The following is a 26,914-nucleotide window of genomic DNA, read 5'->3' on the forward strand; positions in this document are numbered from 1 at the left end:
AACCCTGAAATTAAAAGGTATAACAAAACCAATTACCCGATGGAGAACTTATCAGTAAGTCAATTCAAGAAGTATAACAACCTTATAGGATGGTTCACTTTTGCCATAGCCACACTGGTATACCTGCTTACCATTGAACCCACTGCCAGTTTTTGGGATTGTAGCGAGTTTATAGCCAGCGGCAATAAGCTTGAGGTAGGTCATCCTCCAGGGGCACCCTTTTTCATGCTTATGGTTCGTTTCTTTACCATGTTTGCACCATCCCCGCAATGGGTTCCTATACTTGCCAATAGCCTATCGGCCCTTGCCAGCTCATTCACAATCCTGTTCCTTTTCTGGACCATAACCTACATGGCTCGGCGAATTGTTTCGCCCAAAGCAACTGAATTCACCTTAACCCAGGTAATACTCATACTTTCATCGGGGTTTGTTGGCGCTCTTGCCTACACCTTTTCCGATACTTTCTGGTTCTCAGCGGTTGAAGGTGAGGTGTATGCCACCTCATCGCTCTTTACAGCTCTTGTTTTTTGGGCAATCCTAAAGTGGGAAGAGCAAGCCGATCAGCCCCATGCCACCCGATGGATCATTCTAATTGCCTTTTTAATGGGTATTTCCATTGGAATCCACTTACTCAACCTGTTGGCAATTCCGGCCATTGCTCTTGTTTACTATTTCAGGAAATACAGCTATTCGCCTAAAGGCCTATTTTACACCCTTTTAATTTCAGGTGTGCTGCTAATTACCATAATGTATGGTATAATTCAGGGATTTGTAGTGATAGCCTCAAAGGTAGAGTTGCTTTTTGTAAATTCCTTTGGACTACCAATTAAATCGGGTGTTTTCTTCCTGTTTACCGTTGTACTGGCGCTGCTTGCTTACGGTATTTATAGAACACATAAGCAAGGCCGCGTGGTGCTGAATACAATTTTTGTAGGGCTTACGGTGATAATGATTGGCTACAGCTCGTATGCTGCAATAGTAATTCGCTCGTCGGCCAATCCACCAATGGATCAGAATAGCCCCGACAACATGTTCTCACTACTATACTACCTTAACCGTGAACAGTATGGCGATAGACCTTTGCTGTACGGTCAGGTATTCAATGCACAGCCCATAGCAAGGGTTGAGGGTGAGCCTACCTATGCGCCAAAGAATGGTAAGTACGTTTTTGTTCGCACCAAGGATAAATACGAGTTTGACCCTGAATTCAAAATGCTCTTCCCCCGTATGTGGAGCAACGAACAAAACCATGTTAACGCTTACAAGAAATGGAGCAACTTTGATGGCAACCCCATTAAACGCTTTGGGCCCGATGGCAAAACCGAAACCATATACGTGCCCACCTTTGGCGAGAACTTACTCTTCTTCTTCCGATACCAGCTTGGCTTTATGTACTTCCGCTACTTTATGTGGAACTTTGCTGGCCGCCAAAACGACCTTCAGGGGCATGGCGAGGTAACCAAGGGTAACTGGATAAGCGGAATCCCTTTCATCGATAACCCACGTTTAGGGCCGCAGGAAAAGCTACCTGAAATTTACCGTAACAATAAAGGGCGAAACCAATACTACCTACTCCCCTTGCTCTTAGGCTTAGCCGGTTTACTGTACCATCTTCGTAGGCATAAGCACGATTTTTGGGTAACCACCATGCTTTTTGTGATGACCGGAATCGCTATAGTTGTTTACCTGAACCAAACGCCCTACCAGCCACGTGAACGCGACTATGCCTATGCGGGAAGCTTTTACGCCTTTACCATTTGGATAGGTTTAGGTGTTTTAGCGGTTTATGAATTGCTGAGGAAAATTAAGGATACCCCAGCCACGGCTGTGGTTACAGCATCGGTATGCACGCTGGCCGTACCCGTACTAATGGCCAGCGAGAACTGGGACGATCACGACCGCTCAGGGAGCTATGTGCCAGTTGATTTTGGGTATAACATGCTTATTGGCTGTAAACCCAACGCCATTCTTTTCACCTATGGCGATAACGATACTTTCCCCCTATGGTACTCACAGGAGGTGGAGGGCGTTAGAACCGATGTTCGTGTTGCTAACCTGAGCTACCTGCGCGGAGAGTGGTACATTGAACAGATGCAGCGTAAAGCTTACCAGAGCGAACCCATACCAATCCGAATGACATACGACCAATACTTTACCGGCGCTCGCGATGCAATTGTGGTGATTGATAGGATAAAAGAACCCCTGAACCTTGACCGTGTGGTGGATTTCTTCCTCTCCGACAAACCCGAAAATATGATTCAATCACCATTTAACCAAAACGAAAGGATAAACTACATCCCTTCCAAACAGCTTTTCCTAACCGTTGATAAATCAGAGGTTAAAAGTAAAGTCGATTTGCCGGACAACGACCTAAACCGCATAGCCGACACCATGACCTGGACGCTTAACAAGCAGGTTGTGCTTAAGGATGGGCAGGTAATCCTTGACCTTATTGCTACAAACCAATGGAGGCGTCCCATTTATTACGCCACAACTGTTAGCGGTGAAACCTATTTAGGTTTGGATAAGTATTTTCACCTGGAGGGTATGATGTACCGTGTACTACCTATTCCTGCCTCGCGTCAGTGGGGGACTGGTTCGGTTAACACTCGCGAGATGTGGGAAAACCTAATGGAAAAGTATAGGTTCAGGAGCTTGAACAACCCCAAGGTCTATTTGGACGAAAACAAGATGCGAATTGTGTCCAACTACCGTAACCTTTTTGCTCGCCTTGCCAATGCTTTAGTAGATGAAGGCAAAAAGGATTCGGCCATCACAGCACTGAACAGGTGCATGGGGCTAATTCCTCCTAAAACTGTTCCCCTTAACTACTTTGCCCTTTCCATGGTTGAAGGCTATTACCGTGCAGGCGATATGCAAAATGCCCTGAAATACTCTCAGCAAATGGCAAACCAAGCCTCCGAGGCCATATCGTACATGATTTATGATCTTGACGAGTTTCAAAAAAATTGGCTTGGAAACGAGCTCCAGCTAAATCTTGCAATACTTTATGAGTTAACACGAATGGCCAACCAGTACGAGAAGGGCGAATACGCTAAACAGCTAACTGATAAGTTCAACTCATACGTTACGGTTCTTGAAGGGTAGTTATGATAAATCTTAGTCCCCCGCGTTTTTTTCAGAGGTTCTTCAGGAATGTGGTTTGGAATTTCCCCTCCGAAAAGGAAGGGGTTTTCCTCACATTCGACGATGGTCCAACGCCGGGGGTTACACCATGGGTGCTGGAGCAGCTACGCAAGTACAATGCAAAAGCCACCTTTTTTTGCCTAGCAAAAAACATTGAGATGCACCCTGAAATTTTTGAGATGATTGTGGCCGATGGACATGCTTTGGGAAACCACTCTTACAGCCATATCAAGGGATGGGGAACCGACACCACTCAGTATGTGCAGGATATAATTTACGCCAACAGCTTTGTAAACAGTAACCTCTACCGCCCACCCTACGGGCGTATAACGCCCAAACAGTTCAAGCTGCTTAAATCGCAATACAAGATTATTTTGTGGGATGTGCTTAGCATGGACTACAGCCGAAGGGTCTCACCCAAAAGGGTTTACCAGTACGTAGTACGAAATGCCAAACCCGGGTCAATCATTGTTTTTCATGATTCCTTGAAGGCTGAGCGTAACCTGCGCTACGCACTGCCCCGCGTACTCGATAATCTCAGCTCTAAAGGGCTAACCTTTAAATCGATTATTATTCCATGAACAGAATAATTAGATGAGTAATATACTCTTTATTGTTCAACTTCCGCCTCCGGTTCATGGTGCTAGCTTAATGAATAAGCTGGTAATGGCTAGGGCTTCGCAATTGCCAAACAACAAATGCATTACCATTAGCCTTAACTTTTCAAAATCGCTTTCCGATTTACAGCGATTTAAACCCCGTAAAATACTTAGGGCCATAACGGTTGTTTTCGAAATTATAGGTAAAATCATTAAGTACAAGCCCGATATAGTTTACTTCTCAATGGTTCCCATTGGACTTGTGTTGATTAGGGATAGCTTTTACTTAATGCTTTGCAAGGCATTATCACCAAAATCAAAAAAGATAATTCATCTTCACCGGCCGGGAATGCTACAGTTTTATAGTCAGAAACCATACCTGTACCGATTTTATAGTTTTATTTTCAAAAACTGCGAAATTGTTCACCTAACCCCTCGCCTGGCCAGGTTGGAGCTTTCCCCTTTGAACTTAAAAAAAACTAAAATTACCGTTATTCCCAACTCCATAATCAAAACACCCGAATACGAAAGGCACGAAAAGGACTGGAGTAATATCCTATTTCTTTCAAATTTTCTAATACATAAGGGACATTATGAACTGGTTGAGGCATTTGCAATACTCAGCAGCAAATACCCACAGCTAAAGCTCACCCTTGCAGGGGCATTCCCATCCGAAACGGAAGAGCAAAACTTGCTGGAACGAATAAACCAGTATGGGTTGAACAGAACGGTTGAGGTTGTAGGCCCTGTTTACGGTCCCAAAAGATTTGAACTGTATAGTAGGGCAGGTATCTTTGTACTTCCATCAAAACTAGAGTACTTCCCCCTGGTTATTCTGGAAGCCATGTCGGAACGATGTGCTGTTATAACCAGCGGAAAGGAAAATTTACAGGATACCTTTGTTGATGGCAAGCAACTGCTTTTCCTTGAAAGTGTTGACCCCTACGATATTTCGCAGAAGATTGAAAGATTAATACAATCGCCACAGCTTACCCAATCAATTGCGAACGAAGGCTACAAAAGGTTCACCGAAATACAGGAAGAAAGCCTCTTAAAAATAGACAAGCTCTTCACATGCCAATAGAACTAGAATGTACTTTCAATAATTTTCATGATTGCCTTCAATTCTAGGGCATCTACCATAAAATCTATATCTTTGCAAAAATCTTTTTACGGAATGACAACCATTGAACAGGTAAAAGAGCTTGCAAAGCGCCGCGATGCGCTGAGGAGGTATCTTTGACATCGACAAGCTTAGTATAGAATACGAAGAGGAACAGCAAAAAACACAAGCCCCCGACTTTTGGGATAAGCCCGATGAAGCAGAGAAACAGCTTAAGAAAGTAGCTTCAATCAAATCCTGGATAGATGGCTTTAATAAGGTAAACAGCCTTACCGAGGATTTGCAGGTTATGTTTGACTTTGCCAAGGAAGGTGCTGCAACCGAAGAAGAAATTAACTCCCACTACAGGCAAACCCTGCAGGCCATTGAGGATTTGGAGCTAAAGAACATGCTCGGTAAGGAAGAGGATAGGCTTGGGGCAATCATGAAAATCAACTCCGGTGCCGGAGGAACTGAAAGTATGGACTGGGCGGCCATGCTCATGCGCATGTACATGCGCTGGGGCGAGCGGAATGACTACGAGGTAAAAGTTGTAGATGTGCAGGATGGCGAGGAGGCCGGCGTAAAATCTTGTACACTGGAGTTTGTGGGCGAAATGGCTTACGGATTTCTAAAGGGCGAGAATGGCGTTCACCGCCTGGTTCGCATATCCCCATTCGACAGCAATGCCCGAAGGCACACATCGTTTGCATCGGTCTTTGTTTCGCCAGCAGTTGACGAAACCATTGAAATAACCATTAACCCAGCCGACATTAAATGGGACACATACCGTTCATCGGGGGCCGGTGGCCAAAACGTAAATAAGGTTGAAACAGGCGTCCGCCTTTACCACATCCCAACAGGCATCGTAATTGAGAATACCGAATCGAGGTCGCAATTTCAGAATAAGGAGAATGCCATGCGACTACTGAAATCGCATCTTTACGAGTTGGAACTACGCAAACGCCGTGAGATTCAGGCCGAGATTGAAGGGAAAAAGAAAAAAATTGAGTGGGGCTCACAAATCCGGAACTATGTGCTCCACCCCTACAAACTTGTTAAGGACCTAAGGTCGGGCTATGAAACCTCCGATGTAAATGCCATACTCGATGGCGACCTTAACGAATGTATTAAAGCTTACCTGATGCAGTTTGGCGACGAGTAGCCAATGCTACTCGTTTTTTCTTAGCCTAGCTCGTGTTATTAGCCCAACTGGTATAAATGCGAATATATTACGAAATCTTTTTTGTGGAATTTGAGAAAGGAATAAACCTAAAACAACCATTACAATACCAAGCGCCTTAACCAACGTGATGGTCTCATTTATTAGAAAATAGGATAAAAAGGCTGTCATAACAGGAATGGCATTTGCAAAAGCATTGGCTTTTGTAACCCCTAAATGTTTAACCGAATGCATGAAGAGCAAAAAGGCAAAAGTTGATGCAATAATGCCTAGCTTGACAACTGGAATAAGTGTGCGCAACGACACCCCGACTGTTAGAAAATGGTTAAATTCAAATATGAAAAAGAGTGGGATAAAATAGATAAGTGCTATCGTATTCTGATAGGTTATGATGGTAAAAACGCTATAACGTTCGGTCAACTTCCTTAGGGCTAGAGAGTAACTAAGACCAGCAAAAACAGCAAGAAACATACAGGCTATGCCTAGAGGATTTGCATCAAGTTTACCAAATCCTCTATAAAAAACTACCATTGCAACCCCAATAACCGAAAACAGGACACCAATAAAGTTCATTAGAGTAATTCGTGTATTATACAGATAAAATTCACCTAATGGGCTAAAAAGTGGAATAGTTGCTATAATTACAGCACCAAGCGTAGGCGAGACCATTGTCATACCAAAACTCTCACCTATAAAGTAAAGGAAGGGTTCAAAAAAGGCAAGCAGAAGGAAGTATTTCAAATCGCTAACTTTCATTTTGGTCAGTTTCCTCATTATTAGTCCTACCGTGATAAAAAGGAAAATGGCAGAAATAGATAACCTACCAACCACTAAAGTGATAGGTTTATAGAATTGGAATACCTCCTTATACCAAATATAAGAGAGCGACCAAAAAAACATGGCCAGCACAGCTGCAGTGTAAATCCCAATGGAATTATTCTTCATTGTTTAAAGTTCAATTAATTGGCAAAGGTTTAGAACGGTGTAAACCCAAAAGGTTTATGCGACAAAAATAAAAAAAGGGCGTTGAACACTCAACGCCCTAATCTAATAATGCAAGCTTATTTTGCGGGAGGCAAAAGCACCTTGTTAATTACATGAATAACGCCATTGGTAGCCTGTACATCAACCAGAACAACCGAAGTGTTCTCGTTAATTGTAACGGTTGTACCAACATTAACATTGATATCGCCATTCAATGTAGGCACATTACCACTAGAAATTTGATTCGATTTTACATTACCTGATACCACATGGTAGAGCAGAATGGGCGTTAAATCATCCTTTGAAAGCTGTTCGATTCCTGAAACTCCAATTTCGGTGAAAAGGGCACTGAAAGCATCGTTGGTTGGGGCAAACACTGTAAATGGGCCCTCGCCCTTTAAGGTTTCAACAAGTTCAGCTTTTACCAGAGCCGAAACAAGAGTGCTGAAACTGCTATTAGCCAATGCTATATCAACAATCGTTGGGGGAAGCAAAACCTTATCGATAACATGAACTATACCGTTTGTACCAACCACATCGGTGGCAACAATTTTAGAATTGTTGTTCAGCATAACAGCAGCGGCATCGACAAGTAAGGAAACTTTAGAGTCATTTGGACCTGGGCTCAAAGTTGAAACATAGCCAGTTTGAAGTTGTGTGGATTTAACTGCAGTACCTAAAACGTGGTATAAAAGTATTGGAGTCAAATCCTCGGCATTAAGCGCATCTAAACCACTTATACCTAAATCAGTGAAAAGTTGACTAAATGCATCGTTTGTAGGAGCGAAAACTGTAAACGGTCCATCGGCCTTAAGGGCATTAACCAGGTTGGCTTTGGTTAGTGCAGCCACTAAAGATGTAAAACTGCTGTTTGCAAGGGCAATATCAACCACTGTTTGCGGAAGTAAAACCTTATCAATTACATGAATAACCCCATTGGTGGCTGAAATATCGGCAGCGGTAATACCAACATTTCCGTTGAGTTTGAGCATACTTGCATCAACCTTAAGTGAAACACCTAATCCACCTGCACCGGGGCTAAGTGTTGAAACATAGCCACTCGTAAGCTGATTGGATTCAACCTTACCCGATAAAACATGGTAAAGCAGAATTGGGGTTAGCTGGTCAGCAGTTAAGGCATCTATACCACTCACGCCTAACTGATTGAAAAGCTCGTTGAAGGCGGCGTTGGTTGGAGCAAACACTGTAAAAGGACCAGTTCCCTGAAGGGTTGTAACCAGGTTCGCCTTCTGGAGGGCTTGAACCAGAATTGAGAACTGTGGATTGGAAACGGCAACCTCAACAATGCTTTTAGGCATTTCCATCTCCTTTTCTTCATCCTTTTCGCAACTTGTTAATAGTAGCGTTCCCGCTAGGCCTACCAAAGCTAGTAGAGCAAATAGATTTTTTCTTGTTTTCATAATTGTGTGTTTTTGTTGATTATGCCCTACTAACATTAAAAAATGGTCTTTGTTCATTTTATTTTCTATTTGCATACTCTTTTGTTGGTTAATTTTTGTTATTTATATGTCTTTGTTGATTGATTTATTTGGGTGGATTTGGATTTATTTACCAAAAATCGATAATTTTACAGAAATTTGGTTGCAGGTATGGAAGAACTCATCAGGCTACGTCACGAGCTGCATCGCAACCCTGAACTCTCTGGCCAAGAAAGAGCTACGGGGAAAAGAATTCGTTTTTTTCTAAGCCGCTACCAACCACATGAACTTTACTCAAATATTGCTGGTGAGGGAATGGCTGTAGTATACAGGGGCAAAGAGCCTGGCCCTACAGTACTATTCCGCTGCGATATGGATGCCCTGCCCATTACCGAGCTCTCCGATTTTAAGTACAAGTCCAATACTCCCGGAGTTTCACATACCTGTGGCCACGATGGCCATATGGCCATTGTTTCAGGCCTGGCGGTTCGTTTTTTTGAAAATCCTTTAGAAAAGGGGAAGGTGATTCTGTTCTACCAACCCTCAGAGGAGAATGGTTCCGGTGCCAAGGAATCCATTGAAAGGCTAAAAGAGCTAGACCTCATGCCCGATTATGCATTTGCACTTCATAATTTACCCAAGTACAAAAAGGGCAGCGTAGTGCTTGGCCGATACACCTTTACGGCAGCATCAAAAGGCTTGATTATTAAACTTACCGGACGAAATTCCCATGCAGCCTTCCCAGAACTGGGACTTAATCCATCGGCGGCTACAGCTGAAATCATTCAGCACCTGCTTGCGTTACCTACCAACTTAAAGTATAAGAACTTTGTACTGGTAACCCTTATACACGTTAAGATTGGCGAAGTGGCATTTGGAACCTCAGCCGGTTCGGCTGTTATTATGGCTACACTCAGAGCCTTTGACGATTCCGATATGCACCTACTTTCCGATAACGCTCTCAAAACATCAACCCAAATTGCAACCAGACATGGCTTAGCCATTGAAACCGAATTTACCGACGATTTCCCAGCCTCAGTTTGCGACCCGCAGCTTACTAATGTTGTAGAGAAAATTGCCTCCGAGCAAAGGAAAGAGGTTATTTACCTCAATGAACCCAACCGCTGGAGCGAGGATTTTGCCCACTTTACAGGTGTATTCCCATCGGTAATTTTCGGACTTGGTGCGGGTGAAGACCACCCCGATATACATAGCCCAACCTACGATTTTCCCGATGACCTAATTATTGATGGAGTTGACCTACTGGAATCAATAGCACGAGAAATCACTTCCTCTGAATCCTTTTTAAAATCCTAACCAGCCAGCCGTCAGGACGCTGGCTTACTAAGTAAACCCCTGCAAATACCAGAGCTGCAGCAGTTATCTTTCTGGCATCGAGGCTATCCATTCCCAACAATACAGCAACTAAGGCCGCTATAACAGGCTGAGAGTAAATATATATGCTTACAGTGCTTGCCTGAACGTACCGTAATCCCCATCCGTTCAAGAGGTATGCTAAAAATGTTGGGCCAAGTAAAACAAAAAGTATTGAAGCGTAAATCATTGGTGGAATAACTGCCCACCTTGTAGTGGCTAAATCGTAAACACCAAAGGGAAGCAGGGAAATCAAACCAACCACAAAAACACCTTTCATAACAGTAATTGGCCTATACTTTAGCATCAGGGGCTTTACTACCACAAGGTAAAACGCATAGAAAAGAGTATTCAGGAAAAGCAAGGCATTGCCAAGGGTATGGTTCTGCCCAACCTCCAGGGAGCCCTTGCTCAGGATAAGCAAAAGGGCACCCGATGCACCAATAAGCAAACCTGTTACTTTAACAAAATTGATATGTTCCGATAGGACAAAGTATGCAATAAGCATCACCATTGCAGGGTTCAAGGTTGATATGATTGATGACTCGATTGGAGTACTGTAGTTTAACCCATTGAGAAATAGCAGCTGATTAAATGTAATGCCAAACAACCCCGATGCAATAAATCGTGGATAATCAGCTTTGCTTATTCTCTCATCACTCTTGTCAAATATCGAAATAACCCAGAAAAGAAACGAGGCTGTAACCACCCGAAGGAGAGTGAATGCCATGGGCGATAGGTAATTGGGCATAACCCCTTTGGCTATTGAGTAGTTAAGCCCAAACATAATGTTTGCAAGTATTATGGCTAAATGTGACTCGGCTCGCTTATTTTTTGCAATCACCATATACATTAAAAATACAATGCAGTTCGATTTCTAAAACAAAGTAAAGTTTAAAAAAGCAAAACTTACAGAAGGGTTACAAAGTTCATGTTTTTAACCCAATAAACAATTTAGCTTTTAATTAGCCATGATTTAAACCCTAAAACTTTAAATTTGTTAATTATTGCATTTGAAATTAATGCATAAGCAAACCGCCCATATTAAGGAAAACCCTGCACAACGTATAAAGGCAAAACTTGCCCTAATACCGGTTTTGCTTGGGCTGGGAGTAACAGGGGTCTTACTATACAATGAATTTAACCCTAGGGCTTTTGACGTTATAAACTTTACATGGAAATCAGCGTTGTGGCTAATGCTGGCTTGGCTTTTCATGGTTGGTCGCGATTTGGGTTATACCCTCCGGCTAATGATTTTAAGCGATGGTAAATTCCGATTCTGGAAGGCTCTAAGGGTGATAATGCTCTGGGAATTTACCTCGGCAATCACACCATCGGCTATAGGTGGCACCAGCGTGGCAATTGTTTATGTCAATAAGGAAGGTTTAAATCTTGGGCATAGCTCAGCACTGGTAATGATAACCTCGTTCCTGGATGAGCTTTACTTTGTGGTAATGTTTCCACTCCTGGTTTTGCTGGCAGGTTACCATGGATTATTCGATATTGGTACCACAAACAGCATGGCCAAGGAGCTTTTAACATTCAGCATTATTGGCTACTCATTAAAACTTGCCTGGGTAATAACCTTGGTTTACGGTTTATTCTTTAACCCCCGTGGACTTAAATGGTTGTTACTTTTGATTTTTAAACTACCATTCCTGCGGCGATGGAAGCATGGAGCAAATCGCGCCGGCTCCGATATCATAAACAGCTCCAAGGAATACCGAAACAAGCCCACTTCGTTCTGGGTAAAGGTTGTACTGGCCTCGTTTCTCTCGTGGTCATCGCGTTTCCTGGTTGTGAATGCGTTACTTATGGCATTCTTTAGCATTGAGCACAACCTGCTAATTTTTGCACGCCAACTGGTAATGTGGATAATGATGTTAGTGAGTCCAACTCCCGGAGGTAGTGGCTTTGCCGAGTTTGTTTTTACCCGTTACCTTTCAGAATTTATCCCTGTTGATGCAGCATTAATTGTTCCTGTTTCTGTGGCAATGGCCTTACTATGGAGACTGGTTACATACTATCCTTACCTCTTCCTGGGTAGCATAATTTTCCCCCGCTGGGTTCGTCGACACTTCATCAAGTAAATACTTTTCAAACTGACAGCTCTAAAACAAATCGTTTTATAAAGCTGTTTAGTTTGATATTAAAAAAAGGAGGATATGAATTATTTCTATATTACCGGTACTAGCTCGGGAATTGGGTTGGCGCTTACTCGCCAAATACTAAGCAATGACAGCTCCTATGTGGTTGGATACTCACGTAGAAATGTAGTTAGCCACCATAGGTATAAACATATTCAAATTGACTTCAGCCAACTGGGAGCAGCAAGAGAGGTAGAAATACCTTTCTTTCCCAATGCCAAACACGTTATACTTATAAATAATGCTGGCATACTAGGCGATGTAAAACCTATAGGTAAAATAGATAATGAACAGCTAGAGAAAATATTCATGGTTAATACCGTTAGCCCTGCAATACTAACTAACCGTTTAATATCGTTATATCTACCTTCAGCTGAATTAATTACCATTGTTAACATCAGCTCCGGAGCAGCGCGCCATGCGGTGGAATCGTGGAGTGGGTACTGCGCATCCAAGGCAGCTATCGATATGTTTTCACTTGTGCTACATGCTGAACAAAAGCTGGTAGGCGACCCAAAGGTTAAAGTAATTTCATTAGCACCCGGAATAGTTGACACCCCCATGCAGGACTCGGTTCGTAAAGTTGACCCAACGTACTTTCCCCAATCCGAAAGGTTTCACCATTACAAGCAGAAAGGAATGCTTGCCTCAACCGAGCAGGTAGCAAAAAAAATCGTTGAGCTGATAGGTAACCCGCCCAACGATCCAATTATCGATTTACGTATGCTTTAATTACTCAACTCCCTGATGTACTTAATCATTGACTCGAAAATAAGCCTGCCGTCAGTATTGCCCAGTTCATCGTCCGAGGCACGCTCCGGGTGGGGCATCATACCAAAAACATTGTGGCGCTCATTGCATACACCGGCAATGTTCTCCACTGAGCCATTGGGGTTAGCACTTTCTGAAACCACTCCGCTCTCATCGCAATAGCGGAAAAGTATTTGACCGTTTATTCGCATTTGGGCAAGTGTATCCTTATCGGCGTAGTAACGACCCTCGCCATGGGCAATGGGAACCTTAAGCGCCCTGTCGCGGGGTAAGTACTTTGTAAGAGCAGTGTTCTTGCTGTCAGGTACCAGGTGAACATTCTTGCATATGAACTTTTGGCTGGTGTTGTGCAGTAATGCTCCCGGTAAAAGTCCACTCTCGCAAAGAATTTGGAAACCATTGCAAATACCAAACACGTAACCCCCATTATTGGCAAAATCAATTACCCTGTTCATTATTGGCGAAAACTTGGCCAGGGCCCCTGATCGTAGGTAATCGCCATAGGAGAACCCGCCCGGCAGAATTATCACATCAATATTGGGATCAAAATCGGTTTCCTTGTGCCAAAGGGTGACTACTTCTTGCTCAAGAATCTCCTTAATTACATATACTGTATCCTGATCGCAGTTGGAACCAGGGAATACAACTACTCCAAACTTCATGCTAATGCAATTAATATGCGTCAAAGATAGCCAATAATATAAAATCGTCAAAATTAGGTTTGAACCAATAACATTTTTGGTTTAAATTTGATAATCAATTATTAAAAAAATGATTAAAAACACTCTACGTCTTGGCTTTATAGCTATAGCTTTTGCATTTATCTTTGCAATCCTATTTATGGTGTACAGCACCATAACCTTCTACAATCCTGAAAGGGAAATTACCCTTCAAGTTTCACTAAACCCCGACACAGTTGCTATAAGTACGCCGTACCAACTGATTACATGGAACATTGGTTATGCCGGGTTAGGCGACAATATGGACTTTTTTTATGATGGGGGAAAGCAAACCCGCGATACTAAAGCACGAACATTAGAAAACCTCGATTCCATTAAAAAATTCATTCTACAAAACCGCACCGATTTTATTTTTCTTCAGGAAGTAGATTTAGCATCGCGTCGATCATACAACACCAATCAACTTCAAATTATTAGCCAAGCGGTTAACTACTTTACCTTCTTTGCCACCAACTATCAGGTGTCATTTGTTCCGGTTCCACTTAAAAACCCAATGGGCAATGTAAATTCAGGAATTATGACTCTTAGCCGCTTTACCCCAATGAATGCGGTAAGAGTTCAGCTGCCTGGCCTATCGCCATGGCCTAACAGGGTTTTTAACCTACGTCGCTGCCTGCTGGTTACACGCTTCCCGGTAAGTAATGGCCGTGAATTTGTGCTTATCAATACCCATAACTCAGCATTTGAAAACGATAGCCTCAAGATGGCTGAAATGAGTTTCATTCGCCAGGTAGCATTAAGCGAGTATGAAAAGGGAAATTATGTGATAATTGGAGGCGACTGGAATCAACTACCGCCCAATTTTCCGCCCGACAGGTTCGGAAATGCATACGAAACCAAGGCTTTCAAACCTCTTTCCATTGAAAGCAGCTTTATGCCAAGCGGATGGCAATGGGCTTTTGACCCATCAAAGCCTACTAATCGATATCTGGATAGGCCATTCAGTAACCAGTGCAGAACGGTTATTCTCGATTTCTTCCTGCTTTCGCCAAATATTCATATTACCGATATCGTAACCACCGACTTAAAGTTCAGGCATTCCGATCATAACCCCGTTAAACTATCATTTGTTCTCCTGCCAATCCAATAGTATCAATGGAAAATGCAATCTCATAATCCATTAGGTGATGTTAATCAAAGTTAATGCTATCTTTGCCATTTAGATTTTGTTTGTATTTAAGAAAAATCTATATTTAGCCTGATTATTGTTGATGATATCTGCTTAATGAGATAATGCCAAGCCAGCGTATGCAGGTAACCGACCAGGATTTACAGTATTTTGTAAATACTATTAAAAGTGTTTCAAAGTATGACTTTTCCGAGTATTCGGAGAAGTCGCTTAAGCGCCGTTTGCAAAAAATTCTTGAAGATTACAACCTCGACCTAACCTCCCTGCTTACCTCGCTCCGGCTCGATAGGGATTTTCTGGAGAAAGTGGTCAAGGAAGTAACGGTTAATACAACAGAGTTATTCCGCGATCCACCGGTTTGGCATCTTTTGCGCTCGCGTATTCTACCCCGATTCAAGAACAACAAAACCATAAATATTTGGCATGCCGGTTGCTCCACCGGACAGGAGGTTTACTCCATGATGATTCTCCTGAACGAGATGGAAATGCTCGACAAGGCAAAAATATTTGCAACCGACCTAAACTCCGATGTGCTGGATGCTGCTAAGCAAGGAGTATACAAATACCGCTTTAACCTAGGCTATCTGGACAATTTCGATAAGGTTATTAAGCAAAACCCTCTCAACTTTGAGGAGTATAACGACGTTCCATACGAAAAGTATTTCGATATCGATAAGGTAAGAGATACTATCACCATGAAAAAGTTCTTAACCGAGCGTCCCATTTTCCGCAAACACGACCTTGTGGTCGATGGCAATATCTTTTTTGCCAAGTTCGACCTTATACTTTGCCGTAACGTAATCATTTACTTTAACTACTCGCTCCAGAACAAGGTTTTTGAACTCTTTCATAATAATCTTTACCCCAAGGGGACATTACTGCTTGGGATGCACGAAACCATACTTGGCCCTTGGGCTTCCCGTTTTGAACGATTAGGTCAGGCTTACATAAAAAAATAAATTTTACCATGAAGGCTTTTGCTAACATGAAACTTGCACAAAAAGTTCAACTTGCCATAATCCCTTTAATGGTTGTGCTCTTTGCCTTTGCAGGTTTAACCCTAAATTACTTTTCCCGTACCAGAACCATTAATAACGCCGTTAAAGAGGCTTACGTTTACATTGATAGGTTAATTGACATTGCTAACATAGTTGAGCAAAAAACTGGAAAAGGTTTAACCTCAAACGATATATTTGAGCTAAAGCCCTATTTCAATAAGCCAGCATTCAACAAAACCGATTTCCCCTCATTGATTTCCAGGAACGGCGAATACGTTTTACACATTACCCGCCAGGGAGCACGACTCCCAATGAAGACCATTCAGGAAATTAAGAACCTCAAAGCCAACGAGGGCTTCATATACTACCAGGATATTACCGATGACATTACGGAGAACCGAATACTTGTTTACAAGTACTACAAACCATACAATGCCTACTTTGCTATTTCAGTAAGTCCAACCGAAGTTCTTGAGCAGGTCAAGGCTAACAGGAGAGCCATGATTGCCATCGTTTTCCTCTCTTCGTTGATATCTGCACTTGTTGTATGGCTTTTGCTCAAACCTATCACAAAACAACTGGCCCACCTCTCCGTTCGACTAAAACAGCTTGCACAGGGCGAGATTCCTCCGGCTGTTAAAGTTACTGACAGGAGCGAGCTGGGAACCTTAGCAGAGTCGCTAAACAGCTTAATCGACGGGCTTAAGAGTACTACTGAATTTGCACGGCAAATTGAACAAAACAAACTCGATTTTGACTTTAAGCCTCTCAGCAAAAACGATCAGCTTGGATTGGCTTTACTACAAATGCGCGAAAGCCTAAAACGAGCCCAACAGGAAGAGGCTAAGCGTAAGAAGGAGGATGATATCCGTACATGGATTAACGCAGGTCTTGCCAAGTTTGGCGATATACTTCGTCAAAACAACAATAACCTTAACCTCCTTGCCGATAATGTTATCCAAAACCTGGTAAACTACCTTGATGCTAACCAGGGAGGAATTTTCATGTTTAAGGAGTACGAATCGGAAAAACACCTCGAACTCCTCTCGGCCTTTGCCTATAACCGGAAGAAATTCCTTCAAAAAAGCATTATGCTTGGCGAGGGACTTGTGGGCACCTGTGCGGTTGAGAAGCAAACCATTTACCTGAAAGAAATCCCAAGCGATTACATTGCCATTACCTCTGGGTTGGGTGAGGCCACCCCAACATCGCTGCTCATTGTTCCCCTTAAGCTTGAGGATGAGATTTTTGGTGTTATAGAGATAGCGTCGTTCAATGAGTTTGCCCCATACCAAATTGAGTTTGTTGAAAAGGTTAGCGAGAGCATAGCCTCAACCCTGAACTCGGTTAAGAATAATATCAGAACCCGTGAGCTGCTTGAACAATCGCAACAGCAACGTGAGGAAATGGCTGCACAGGAAGAAGAGATGCGCCAGAACATGGAGGAAATGCAAGCCACCCAGGAGGAAATGCAGCGTAAGAACCTTGAACTCGAAATCATCACTTCAGCCATTAACCAATCGTTGGTATCATGCTCACTTAACGACGATGGTTTTATTGTCGACTCCAACCTGGTATTCCAGGAGATGACCGGCTACAGCAAGGTTGAACTTGAGGGAATGCTGCTTGAGAGCTTAATTGTCGACTCACAGCGTGAGGAGTTTAGCAAGCTATGGAAATCTGTCCTTAACGGACAATCAATCAATACAACCCTTCACCTGGTTGGAAATAATGGCAGGGAACGCTTCCTGCTTGCTTCACTCACACCCGGTTTCGATCCCATGGGATTGCTAATCAAGATACTCCTTGTGGGGCACGATATAACCGAGTCAAAGAAACTCGAATTGATGACCCAGCAGCAAGCCAAAGAAATTGAAAAGAATATCAAGCGCATTAAGGAAGAGCAGGAGATATCGAACCTGCGCCAGCGCGAGATGGAAACCCTGCTCAAGGCTCTTGACCAAAACTGCCTGGTTACCATAATAGAACCCGATGGCCTTATTACCTACATCAATAACAAAAATGTAGAGGTGCTGGGCGACAAAAAGGAAGACATTGAGAACCGATTCATTCAGGATATTGATTTTACCGCTAAAAATAAACCCAAAGAATTTGAACGTTTTTGGAAATCGCTTCATAAGGGAACCAAACAAACCCGTGAGTTCTCACTTGATGTAAAAGGCGAAACCCGATGGGTGCTGGAAAACTACACCCCAATCATGGATGAAAATGGTAACCTTTACAAAATAATAAATATTGCCCTGGATATAACCGAGAATAAACGGAAAGAAATGGAACTAAATGCTGTTATTGAACAGCTTAAGCAACAGCTCAAGAAATAGTGAAGTATGACCATACGCTACGAAATAGGAATTGTTGACACCCGGAACGTAATCAAAACGTTGCTCGATGATTATGGTCTCGATTTCCGCGATTATGCCCTTACCTCACTAAAGCGGAGGCTGGAGTACATCATATCGCTTTACGCGCTTCGCGATGCCGAGGGCCTTATTGCCAAGCTAAAGAGTAGCAAGGATTTTTTAGACCAATTCCTTTACGATATTACCCCTGAAACCACCGAAATGTTCCGCGATCCATCGTTCTGGAGAATTCTAAGGGATGAAATCATTCCTGAACTGGTTAAGTCGGGCTCATCAAAACCCCGTATATGGATTGCATCGTTCGACTCGGGCGAAGAGCTATACTCGTTATCAATCCTTCTAAAGGAATTGAATTTACTTAACGAGGTAAATTTATACTGCAACGTACTCTCCGATCACACCATACAGCGCATCACATCGGGTCGCTTGGATCCTAAAGATATGGAGGTGAATGAGGCAAATTACCAACGTTTTAACGAGAAAGGGAAGTACTCGTCGTACTACCGAACCGAGGCAAACAGCATTGTTTTCGACGTTAGCCTTATTAAGGATGTAAGCTTCATCAAGCAAAATACATTAATTGACGAGGATCCGGGTGCGCCAAAACTTATAATCTTCCGTAACCAGGCAATTTACTACAACCAGCTTCTCAGCGAGAAGGTTTTCGCCAAGCTTGCCAACTGCCTGGTAGCTGGTGGGTACTTAGCAATTGGGGTTAAAGAAACTTTGGAAAATACCAACGTTAGTAATAAATTTACTCTGTACAACGAGGCAGAAAGAATTTACAAGCGAAAAACCAACTAGTTTTTATGTATAAAGCAGTTATCATAGGAGGATCGGCAGGAAGCTTTCAGGTTATTACCCGAATACTACACGCTTTGCCCCCAAACTACCCACTACCTGTCCTTCTTTGCCTGCATAGGTTAAAGCATGTTCGAAGCGGATTTGTTGAGGCCCTTTCCATCAAATCGGGCATTCAAATTATTGAACCAAACGATAAGGAACAGATCAAACCCGGCAAAGCATACCTGGCTCCAGCTAATTACCACATGTATGTGGAATTAGGAAATAAAATAGCCCTTTCAACCGAGGAACCGGTTAACCATTCACGCCCCAGCATCGACCTTTCATTTATTACCGCTGCTCAGGTTTACCGTGAAAAATTAGTGGGAATTATTCTCTCCGGAGCAAACCGCGATGGCGCATACGGGTTAAAAAAGATAAAGGACTTAGGTGGGCTAGCCATTGTCCAAAACCCCGATGAATGCCAGGTTAGAACCATGACCGAAGCCTCGCTCAAGATGACGCCTGTTGACTTTGTTTTTAATACTAACGAGATTATTAAGTTTCTTCAAAACATCAAAGTATAAAAACATGAAACCAATTAACCCGACTAACCGATTTGTACCTGTTATAGTATTGGTTTTGCTGCTAGCCAGTTCCCTATTGGTTTTCAGCTTGATCTATAACACGGCATTGGAAACCGGGCAAAAAATATCTCCTTGGATTATCGGCCTTTGCCTACTCCCCTTTCTTTTTGGATTGTGGTTCTACTTTATTGTAGTTAAGCAACGAAACCTTATCGATGGCCTTCAAGCCCAAATTGAATTGCTTAAAGCGCAGGTTGAATCATTCATGAAATCGCAGAAAAAGGAAACCACTCAGGAAATCCGAAAAGAAACCCTTGACTACAAGAAATTGCTTGAAAAGATTATCCCTAACCTTCCTACTGACGATATTGTAAAATATGGCGAGGCGCTCCTTGCCAATGTTGCCAAAACCGCTGAAATTGTTCAGGGGCAACTATACCTTAAAAATTCACAAACCGATGTTTTTAGCTTTAAAGCCGGCTACGCTTTCTTTTCCGAGACCACCCCACCCGAATACCGGGAAGGGGAAACCCTTGCAGGACAGGTGGCCAAAAACCAAAAACTTATAAACATTGATAATATACCCGAAGGTTACATTACTATACTATCCGGCCTGGGTAAGGGTTCGCCTAAACATTTAATTATTGCCCCAATAATCTCTACCGAAAATACAACTATGGGGATAATAGAGCTAGCCTCATTCAAACCCTTTACTAGCGAACACGAGGAACTTTTTTCTCAGCTCGGACGTAAACTTGGAGAGATATTAAGTGTCAATCAATAATAACCAAACTGCGGCATGATTTCATTCGGAATTATATCGACCACCGATAGCAAACAAGTAATCCGGCAAAGGGTAACTCAAGCCTTCTTGGTTAGCCTTATGTTCCCCATGATTGCCTGGATTGTTGATATCCTATCCAGAGGAATCCCTTTTAACTTGACCAGCATCGCAGATATACATGCCACCAATCCCATTCATTGGATTATTGATTTGGCTCCCTTTGTAATTTCCTATGTTACGTGGCTACAGCTTACCCGACACTACCGTAGGATTCTTTTGCTGGAGAAGGAACTCCGGCAGCGCGATGAGGACATTGAGAAAAATGCGCGCTTTGCCCAACGTATTGGCGAAGGCGACTATAATGCACCTTTTCAGGTTGGTGGTGACGATGATATCCTTGGAAAGTCGTTGGTTATCATGCGCGACAACCTGCTTGCAAACCAGAAAAAAGAGGCTGAGCAGAACTGGATAACCAAGGGGAAAGATGAAATATCGCACATCCTACGCCTACACAATAATATTGATGAGCTATCGTACGACGTACTGGTTAAGCTGATAAACTACATACGAACCATACAGGGGGCAATTTACCTTTACGATGAAGAGAAGCAGAAACTTGTTAACCTTGCCACGTATGCATACAACCGCCGTAAGTACATTAAGCAGGAGTTTCGTATTGGCGAGGGGCTTATAGGCGAGTGCGCCTACGAGCGTGAATTTATTTACCGAACCGAGGTACCCGATAATTACGTCACCATTACCTCAGGTATTTTGGGCGATCGTAAACCTAAAAGCTTGCTGCTTGTGCCCCTTATCACCGATGAAAAGCTTGAAGGTGTTTTAGAATTTGCCTCGCTCGACGACGAGATACCCGAGCTGACTATTCGATTCCTGAAAGAGGTGGGTGAAATAATAGCCCGCACCATCTTTAACCTGCGCATAAACCAAAAAACTGAAAAATTGCTGCAGGAAGCCCAGCAAATGGCTCAAGAACTCAAGGAGAACGAGGAAGAACTTCGCCAGAATGCCGAGGAGATGAAGATAACTCAAGAAGAACTTGAGATATCGAATGCTAAGCTCGAAGCTAAAATCCAGGAAGTTGAAAATGCCCAAAAACGTTTACACTCCCTCCTTGAAAACGCATCGGAAATTATATCGATATATAATAGCGAGAAACAGCTAACCTACATAAGCCCCTCGGTAACCAAAATTTTGGGTTATACCCCGCAGGAAATGATGAGCGGCAAGGATATCGATCGCCTAACCCGCAAGGGCGAAGCCGCTTTTAACGAAATGTTTGAGCAGCTCCTGGAGAATCCCCGTATTGCTATCACCATCCAGTACACCTTTATGAAAAAGGATGGTGAAAAGATTTTCCTTGAAGTAACCGGTCGTAATTTGCTCGACGACCCTGCCATTGGCGGTATAATCATTAACTCACGCGATATTACTGAACGTAAACGCGCCGAGAAAGAGGAGCGCATGCGTAGCAAAATGCAATCGCTTTCCGAGAACTCCCCCGATATTATCATGCGCGTAAACCCAGCCGGGCAATTCTTCTATGCAAACCCCATGGTGGAAACCTACCTTGGAATTGACTACAGGGAATTGGTTAACCAAACAATAACCGCGCTTGACGGTATTCCAGTGCTTTCGAACTTTATTCGCGAAGCCATAAAAACCATTAAGGTTGAAAAGGAAAAGTACGAAGGCGAAATTACTTTTACCACCAATCGGGGCGAAACGGTAATGCACATTGTTGGCATCCCTGAATTCAATGAGAACGAGCTTGAGACCATACTGTTTGTTGCCCACGATATAACCGAGCAAAAGCAAACCGAAAGGGAAATTCAGGAAAAGAACCGCAAAATCACCGAAAGTATTAACTACGCCCAGCGTATTCAAACATCAATCCTACCAAATAACAGAATCATTAGGCAGTACCTGCCCAAATCGTTCATTTACTACCACCCCAGAGATGTTGTTAGTGGCGACTTCCCCTGGTTCTTCATAAAGGATGATTTCATTTACATAGCTGCTGTTGACTGTACTGGCCATGGGGTTCCAGGCGCTCTGCTCTCCTTTATTGGCTACTTTACACTGAACAACGTGGTTGACCACGACTCATCGTACACAGCTGGTCAAATACTTGACCATCTACATTTTGGGGTTCGTAAAACCCTTAAGCAGGATCGCCCCGATGCCGATGCCCGCGATGGTATGGATATTGCTTTTTGCAAAATCAACCCCAAAAACAAGGAACTCCAGTATGCAGGGGCTCACCGACCGCTTTACTTTGTACGGAATGGAGAACTAACTGAATACAAGGGCGACCGCAAAGCAATTGGCGGTATTCCTCATCCCAAAAAGGCCGAAGAACCATTTACCAACTATATCATAGAGTATAAACCGGGCGACAGGGTATACTTTTTTTCCGATGGTATAGTTGACCAGGTTGGTGGCCCTGAAAAGAAAAAGTTTGGAGCTCAAAGTATTCGTGATATCATTATGAACAACCTAAAAACGCCGATTCACGAACTTAACGACGTGTTTGCAAAAGCACTTACCGATTACCAGGGTGAAAATAAACAGGTTGACGATATACTTTTAATTGGTATTGAATTTTAAAAATGTAATATATTTGTAACTCATATAACTCATCGGGCTATGGATCGAAAAAACATTAAAGGGTTTCTTGAGTTCGTTTACGACTTTTACAAGTCGATGAAGGCTCATGAAATTACTCTCGTTTACGAGGGTGAAATAACCCATCAAATAACCAAAGCCTTCACCTCCCTTACCGAGTCAAATATGGCCAAGGAGGAGGAGTCGAACTCCGTTCAGAAAAAGGTTTTCCATGTAATGGTGGAATGCCTCCAGAACATCAGCAAACATGCCGATAGTTTCGGCTCCGATGATTTTCTCTTTGCTGGCCGTGGTATTTTCATGGTTAGCAAAGGTGATTCGGAATACCACGTTACTACTGGCAATGTGATTGAAAACTCCAAGATTGAGGAGCTCTCAAAAATCCTTGATCACATTAACTCGCTCGACAAGGAGGGTTTGAAGCAACTCTACAAAACCCAGATGCGCGAAGGCCGCCTTTCCGAGAAGGGTGGAGCCGGATTGGGTTTCATTGACATAGCCCGAAAAACCGGAAGGAAGCTTGAGTACCACTTCCTCCCTATCGACGAGGAAACCCATTTCTTTGTATTAACTTCAACCATTTCAAGATCAGAATAACAGTACCGATATGGAAACCATAAAAATAATGGGGACCGATGATACCCCAACCGTAATTCTGGATGCTCAAAACGAAATCTTCGAAATCTCGGGTCGTTCTTTGCCCGAGGACGTTACTGCATTCTACGATCCAATTCTGCAGTGGCTCGATGACTACTCAGCAGCGCCAAAACCCAAAACCATCTTTACCTTTAAGCTGGTGTACTTTAACACGGCCAGCTCTAAGCTGCTCCTCGATATTCTGATGAAACTTGAACAGCTCAAGGAGGGCGGTCACGACGTACTTGTGCGTTGGTACTACCCTGAGGACGACGAGGATATGCAGGAAGCTGGCGAGGAGTACGCCGATATAGTTGATGTTCCTTTTGAACAGATTGGCTACACCTTGAGTTAGGTTCTTTTCCGTTTTTTGCCCAAGTGAAGAAGAATGAGTGAGGAGATTCTCAAAGCGTTAATGCAACTCTTTGCAATCATTGCAAAGCAGGACGAAGGTGTTGAGCTCAAGGAGCGTGACTATGTTGTTAATTTCCTCACCCAGCAACTCAACGATGAGGCAGTAAAGGAATACATCAGACTCTTTGATGAGCATGCAGGCCTGCTCGACAAAGAAGATAATGCCGAAAACGATGAGGAAAAGGGCAAACGAAAACTTACTTCGGTAAAGGATTCCGTTCGTATTCTGGGTATTTGTAAGAAAATCAACAAAACTCTTACCCAGAAACAAAAAATCGTTGTTCTGGTTCGTTTGTACGAGCTTATCAATGCCGACCGCAAGTTTACTGAACAACGAATGGCTATTATCAATACCGTAGCCGAAGTATTTAAGCTTACCAAGGAAGAAATATCGGATATTGAAAATTTTGTTATAAAAAATTCACCCGAAGAGTTAGACATTCCAAGTATTTTAACCATTCACGATAAACCCTTTACGGGCAAAAACTGCAAGCACATTGGCACCGAAGCCCTGGATGGTTATATATATATTCTCCAAATAAAAAGCGAGGACCTTTACTTCCTCCGGTGTACAGGCAATGAGGATATTTACCTTAACGGATTACCCATTCACAACCGCCGCATCTATCTTTTTGCCAGCGGGAGTTCACTTAAACTACCTAAAGGGAAGCCGGTTTACTACACCGATGTAGTTTCCCACTTCCTGGCCGACTCCACGTCAATCCGCATTTCCTACAAAGTAGAAAATGTTGGTTTTCAGTTTAAAACAGGTGATATCGGATTAAGAAACATTTCCTTTTCCGAGGGGCATGGTAAGCTGGTTGGTATCATGGGAGCCAGTGGTGCTGGTAAAACCACACTGCTAAACGTACTTGCCGGTATCGAAAAGCCTACCACAGGCCGTGTTATTGTTAACGGCTACGACCTTCATAATGAAAAGGAGAAACTTGAAGGTGTTATTGGCGTTATCCCGCAAGACGATTTGCTCATTGAGGAGTTAACCGTATTTGAAAACCTATACTACAACGCAAAACTTTGCTTTAAGGATAAAACGGAGGAGGAACTGGTAGCCCTTGTGGATAAAACCCTTGCAAATCTTGGTCTTTTAGAGCGTAAAAACCTCAAGGTTGGAACCCCGCTCAACAAGATGATATCGGGCGGTCAGCGTAAAAGGTTAAACATAGCCCTTGAGCTAATTCGCGAGCCCTCCATCCTTTTTGTTGATGAGCCCACCTCGGGGCTTTCGTCGCGCGACTCAGAAAACGTAATGGACCTACTCCGTGAGCTAACGCTCAAGGGAAAGCTCATATTTGTGGTAATTCACCAACCCTCATCGGACATCTACAAAATGTTCGATAACATGGTTATACTGGATACAGGCGGATACATGATTTACTACGGCAACCCTGTTGAAGCCGTGATGTATTTCAAACGTCTTGATATGCAGATTAACAGCGATGTTGGTGAATGCCCTGTTTGTGGTAATGTAAACCCGGAACTTATCTTCAACATCATTGAGGCACGCGTAGTTGACGAATTTGGTCGTTACACTCCCATACGCAAGGTTTCGCCCCAGAAGTGGGAGGAACAATTCCGTGAAAACATTAAGCTATCCCACATCCCCGATGAGAAAGCAGAGCCACCCAAAACCCTAAACATCCCGTCGCGGTTTAAACAGTTCCTCATCTACACCAAGCGCGACTTCATGTCCAAGGTAAGCAACACCCAGTACATTGTTCTTAACCTGCTTGAGACCCCAATTTTAGCTTTCATTCTGGCTTACGTTATTCGCTACATTGCCGACCCAAACTCTGACATTTACATCTTTTACGAGAACGAGAATATCCCCATATACCTATTTATGGCACTAATTGTAGCCCTGTTTATTGGCTTAACGGTTAGCGCCGAGGAAATTTTCCGCGACCGTAAAATACTTAAACGCGAGGCATTCCTTAACTTAAGCCGATCGAGCTACCTATTCTCCAAAATATCGCTCCTGCTTTTGCTATCGGCTATCCAAAGTGCAACTTTTGTAATTATTGCCAATAGCATTCTGGAAATCAGGGGCATGTACTTTGACTACTGGTTGGTGCTTTTCAGCACAGCTGTTTGTGCAAATCTGCTTGGCCTCAATATCTCCGCAACATTTAACTCTGCCATCACCATCTACATCGTAATCCCTCTGCTCATGATTCCCATGATGGTACTCTCGGGTGCAATGTTCAGCTTTGAGAAGCTCAACCGTTCAGTGGGAAGCTTTAACCGGGTACCACTCATTGCTGAGTTCATGATTACCAAATGGGGTTATGAGGCACTTGTTGTTCACCAGTATAAGGATAATGCCTTCCAAAAAATTTTCTACGACATCGACAAGGTAATCAATAATGCCAACTACAAAACGGTTTACTATATAGATGAGCTGGAAAAGCGCGCTACCGACCTCATTGATTTATTGCCACAAAAGGACAACCCTGAAGCACAGAAAAAGATTGCCGATAGGCTAGCTGTACTCCGAAAGGCAATAATAAATGAAACTTCCTATGAGTCGCCTTCAATAACCTTTGATAAACTCAATAAACTAACAATCAATACAATAGACGAAACAACCGTTTACGCCATATTCGACTACCTCGACAGGCTTAAGAGCCACTACTCCGATATCTATAGCACCCAGTCGCAAAAGCGCGAGCGAATGATATCATTCCTCGTAAATAATAACCGGGAACTCTACGAGGCCAAGCGTCGGGCCTACGATAACGAGAGCCTTGCCGACCTGGCAACAAAAACCTTTGAAAAGAACAAGATTGTGCAATACGGCGATGAGCTGGTTCAGCAGTACGATCCCGTTTACCGCGACCCAATCCCAAGGCATTACCTCGATTTTCGTTCACATTTCTTAGCTCCCCGCAAGCATTTTCTTGGCATGTATTTTGATACTTTCTGGTTTAACCTGGTGATCATTTGGCTTATGACCATAGTATTATATATAACCCTTTACTACGAGTCGCTAAAAAAATTGCTCGATTTTTTGGGGAAAATTAAAATTCCAACTCTAAAAAAATAAAATTTT

21 protein-coding genes are annotated in these 26,914 nt (G+C 43.0%); 17 read left to right on the plus strand and 4 right to left on the minus strand.

Annotation, left to right across the window (positions count from 1 at the left end; all coding sequences use genetic code 11):
* Window positions 1-39 precede the first annotated feature (39 nt).
* From AB6811_RS02585 to prfB, 4 genes are all read left to right on the plus strand, one after another.
* Window positions 40-3,108 (plus strand): glycosyltransferase family 117 protein, encoded by a 3,069-nt coding sequence (locus tag AB6811_RS02585; protein ID WP_369488753.1) that lies wholly within the window; start codon window positions 40-42, stop codon window positions 3,106-3,108.
* 2 nt (window positions 3,109-3,110) lie between these two features.
* On the plus strand, window positions 3,111-3,728 hold the full coding sequence (locus tag AB6811_RS02590; RefSeq protein WP_369488755.1) for a polysaccharide deacetylase family protein: 618 nt from the start codon (window positions 3,111-3,113) through the stop codon (window positions 3,726-3,728).
* 13 nt (window positions 3,729-3,741) lie between these two features.
* Entirely contained in the window at window positions 3,742-4,830 is a 1,089-nt protein-coding gene (locus AB6811_RS02595; RefSeq protein WP_369488757.1) for a glycosyltransferase family 4 protein, read from the plus strand.
* Window positions 4,831-4,923: 93 nt separating this feature from the next.
* A protein-coding gene (prfB, locus tag AB6811_RS02600) for a peptide chain release factor 2 (RefSeq protein WP_369488759.1) occupies window positions 4,924-6,013 on the plus strand; the annotation gives its coding sequence in 2 pieces (ribosomal slippage) (window positions 4,924-4,986 and window positions 4,988-6,013; 1,089 coding nt in all).
* 6 nt (window positions 6,014-6,019) lie between these two features.
* On the opposite strand, the gene AB6811_RS02605 is transcribed toward prfB, so the two are convergent.
* Both AB6811_RS02605 and AB6811_RS02610 read right to left on the minus strand, forming a co-directional pair.
* Entirely contained in the window at window positions 6,020-6,976 is a 957-nt protein-coding gene (locus AB6811_RS02605) for a DMT family transporter (RefSeq protein WP_369488761.1), read from the minus strand.
* Between the two features lie 116 nt (window positions 6,977-7,092).
* The gene (locus AB6811_RS02610) at window positions 7,093-8,436 is read right to left on the minus strand and encodes a fasciclin domain-containing protein (protein WP_369488762.1); all 1,344 of its coding nucleotides are present in this window, start codon (window positions 8,434-8,436) and stop codon (window positions 7,093-7,095) included.
* 189 nt (window positions 8,437-8,625) lie between these two features.
* On the opposite strand from AB6811_RS02610, the gene AB6811_RS02615 reads away from it, so the two are divergent.
* Window positions 8,626-9,771, plus strand: a complete 1,146-nt coding sequence (locus tag AB6811_RS02615; protein WP_369488764.1) for an amidohydrolase — start codon at window positions 8,626-8,628, stop codon at window positions 9,769-9,771.
* On the opposite strand, the gene AB6811_RS02620 is transcribed toward AB6811_RS02615, so the two are convergent.
* A complete protein-coding gene (locus tag AB6811_RS02620; protein ID WP_369488766.1) occupies window positions 9,740-10,675 on the minus strand; it encodes a DMT family transporter in 936 nt (311 codons plus the stop codon). The genes AB6811_RS02615 and AB6811_RS02620 overlap by 32 nt on opposite strands.
* Before the next feature lie 175 nt (window positions 10,676-10,850).
* On the opposite strand from AB6811_RS02620, the gene AB6811_RS02625 reads away from it, so the two are divergent.
* Both AB6811_RS02625 and AB6811_RS02630 read left to right on the plus strand, forming a co-directional pair.
* On the plus strand, window positions 10,851-11,918 hold the full coding sequence (locus tag AB6811_RS02625) for a lysylphosphatidylglycerol synthase transmembrane domain-containing protein (RefSeq protein WP_369488768.1): 1,068 nt from the start codon (window positions 10,851-10,853) through the stop codon (window positions 11,916-11,918).
* Window positions 11,919-11,993: 75 nt separating this feature from the next.
* Entirely contained in the window at window positions 11,994-12,707 is a 714-nt protein-coding gene (locus AB6811_RS02630; RefSeq protein ID WP_369488770.1) for an SDR family NAD(P)-dependent oxidoreductase, read from the plus strand.
* On the opposite strand, the gene purQ is transcribed toward AB6811_RS02630, so the two are convergent.
* Entirely contained in the window at window positions 12,704-13,408 is a 705-nt protein-coding gene (gene purQ, locus AB6811_RS02635) for a phosphoribosylformylglycinamidine synthase subunit PurQ (RefSeq protein WP_369488772.1), read from the minus strand. The two genes, AB6811_RS02630 and purQ, sit on opposite strands and share 4 nt — an antisense overlap.
* A 109-nt stretch (window positions 13,409-13,517) precedes the next feature.
* On the opposite strand from purQ, the gene AB6811_RS02640 reads away from it, so the two are divergent.
* From AB6811_RS02640 to AB6811_RS02685, 10 genes are all read left to right on the plus strand, one after another.
* Window positions 13,518-14,576, plus strand: coding sequence for an endonuclease/exonuclease/phosphatase family protein (locus AB6811_RS02640; protein WP_369488774.1), 1,059 nt, complete (start codon window positions 13,518-13,520; stop codon window positions 14,574-14,576).
* A 143-nt stretch (window positions 14,577-14,719) separates the two neighbouring features.
* A complete protein-coding gene (locus tag AB6811_RS02645; RefSeq protein WP_369488776.1) occupies window positions 14,720-15,574 on the plus strand; it encodes a CheR family methyltransferase in 855 nt (284 codons plus the stop codon).
* 8 nt (window positions 15,575-15,582) lie between these two features.
* Entirely contained in the window at window positions 15,583-17,955 is a 2,373-nt protein-coding gene (locus AB6811_RS02650) for a PAS domain-containing protein (protein WP_369488778.1), read from the plus strand.
* 6 nt (window positions 17,956-17,961) lie between these two features.
* Complete coding sequence (locus AB6811_RS02655; protein ID WP_369488780.1) at window positions 17,962-18,798, plus strand: CheR family methyltransferase; 837 nt, start codon at window positions 17,962-17,964, stop codon at window positions 18,796-18,798.
* A gap of 5 nt (window positions 18,799-18,803) precedes the next feature.
* A complete protein-coding gene (locus tag AB6811_RS02660) occupies window positions 18,804-19,364 on the plus strand; it encodes a chemotaxis protein CheB (RefSeq protein WP_369488782.1) in 561 nt (186 codons plus the stop codon).
* Between the two features lie 4 nt (window positions 19,365-19,368).
* On the plus strand, window positions 19,369-20,148 hold the full coding sequence (locus tag AB6811_RS02665; RefSeq protein ID WP_369488784.1) for a GAF domain-containing protein: 780 nt from the start codon (window positions 19,369-19,371) through the stop codon (window positions 20,146-20,148).
* Window positions 20,149-20,163: 15 nt separating this feature from the next.
* On the plus strand, window positions 20,164-22,776 hold the full coding sequence (locus AB6811_RS02670) for a PAS domain S-box protein (RefSeq protein ID WP_369488786.1): 2,613 nt from the start codon (window positions 20,164-20,166) through the stop codon (window positions 22,774-22,776).
* Between the two features lie 39 nt (window positions 22,777-22,815).
* On the plus strand, window positions 22,816-23,391 hold the full coding sequence (locus AB6811_RS02675) for a SiaB family protein kinase (RefSeq protein WP_369488788.1): 576 nt from the start codon (window positions 22,816-22,818) through the stop codon (window positions 23,389-23,391).
* Window positions 23,392-23,401: 10 nt separating this feature from the next.
* Complete coding sequence (locus AB6811_RS02680; RefSeq protein WP_369488790.1) at window positions 23,402-23,785, plus strand: DUF1987 domain-containing protein; 384 nt, start codon at window positions 23,402-23,404, stop codon at window positions 23,783-23,785.
* Window positions 23,786-23,818: 33 nt separating this feature from the next.
* Entirely contained in the window at window positions 23,819-26,908 is a 3,090-nt protein-coding gene (locus AB6811_RS02685) for an ATP-binding cassette domain-containing protein (protein ID WP_369488792.1), read from the plus strand.
* Window positions 26,909-26,914 lie beyond the last annotated feature (6 nt).

The sequence above is a fragment of the Tenuifilum sp. 4138str genome, assembly GCF_041102575.1.
Classification (GTDB): Bacteria; Bacteroidota; Bacteroidia; order Bacteroidales; family Tenuifilaceae; genus Tenuifilum; species Tenuifilum osseticum.

What these genes read in the sequence shown, in the direction of transcription:
- AB6811_RS02685 (WP_369488792.1), top strand. Translation starts at nt 23,819, where the DNA reads ATGAGTGAGGAGATTCTCAAAGCGTTAATGCAACTCTTTGCAATCATT.
- AB6811_RS02605 (WP_369488761.1), bottom strand. Translation starts at nt 6,976, where the DNA reads ATGAAGAATAATTCCATTGGGATTTACACTGCAGCTGTGCTGGCCATG.
- AB6811_RS02610 (WP_369488762.1), bottom strand. Translation starts at nt 8,436, where the DNA reads ATGAAAACAAGAAAAAATCTATTTGCTCTACTAGCTTTGGTAGGCCTA.
- AB6811_RS02680 (WP_369488790.1), top strand. Translation starts at nt 23,402, where the DNA reads ATGGAAACCATAAAAATAATGGGGACCGATGATACCCCAACCGTAATT.
- AB6811_RS02650 (WP_369488778.1), top strand. Translation starts at nt 15,583, where the DNA reads ATGAAGGCTTTTGCTAACATGAAACTTGCACAAAAAGTTCAACTTGCC.
- AB6811_RS02625 (WP_369488768.1), top strand. Translation starts at nt 10,851, where the DNA reads ATGCATAAGCAAACCGCCCATATTAAGGAAAACCCTGCACAACGTATA.
- AB6811_RS02640 (WP_369488774.1), top strand. Translation starts at nt 13,518, where the DNA reads ATGATTAAAAACACTCTACGTCTTGGCTTTATAGCTATAGCTTTTGCA.
- AB6811_RS02585 (WP_369488753.1), top strand. Translation starts at nt 40, where the DNA reads ATGGAGAACTTATCAGTAAGTCAATTCAAGAAGTATAACAACCTTATA.
- AB6811_RS02630 (WP_369488770.1), top strand. Translation starts at nt 11,994, where the DNA reads ATGAATTATTTCTATATTACCGGTACTAGCTCGGGAATTGGGTTGGCG.
- AB6811_RS02615 (WP_369488764.1), top strand. Translation starts at nt 8,626, where the DNA reads ATGGAAGAACTCATCAGGCTACGTCACGAGCTGCATCGCAACCCTGAA.
- AB6811_RS02660 (WP_369488782.1), top strand. Translation starts at nt 18,804, where the DNA reads ATGTATAAAGCAGTTATCATAGGAGGATCGGCAGGAAGCTTTCAGGTT.
- AB6811_RS02665 (WP_369488784.1), top strand. Translation starts at nt 19,369, where the DNA reads ATGAAACCAATTAACCCGACTAACCGATTTGTACCTGTTATAGTATTG.
- AB6811_RS02675 (WP_369488788.1), top strand. Translation starts at nt 22,816, where the DNA reads ATGGATCGAAAAAACATTAAAGGGTTTCTTGAGTTCGTTTACGACTTT.
- AB6811_RS02595 (WP_369488757.1), top strand. Translation starts at nt 3,742, where the DNA reads ATGAGTAATATACTCTTTATTGTTCAACTTCCGCCTCCGGTTCATGGT.
- AB6811_RS02645 (WP_369488776.1), top strand. Translation starts at nt 14,720, where the DNA reads ATGCCAAGCCAGCGTATGCAGGTAACCGACCAGGATTTACAGTATTTT.
- AB6811_RS02655 (WP_369488780.1), top strand. Translation starts at nt 17,962, where the DNA reads ATGACCATACGCTACGAAATAGGAATTGTTGACACCCGGAACGTAATC.
- purQ (WP_369488772.1), bottom strand. Translation starts at nt 13,408, where the DNA reads ATGAAGTTTGGAGTAGTTGTATTCCCTGGTTCCAACTGCGATCAGGAT.
- AB6811_RS02590 (WP_369488755.1), top strand. Translation starts at nt 3,111, where the DNA reads ATGATAAATCTTAGTCCCCCGCGTTTTTTTCAGAGGTTCTTCAGGAAT.
- AB6811_RS02670 (WP_369488786.1), top strand. Translation starts at nt 20,164, where the DNA reads ATGATTTCATTCGGAATTATATCGACCACCGATAGCAAACAAGTAATC.
- AB6811_RS02620 (WP_369488766.1), bottom strand. Translation starts at nt 10,675, where the DNA reads ATGGTGATTGCAAAAAATAAGCGAGCCGAGTCACATTTAGCCATAATA.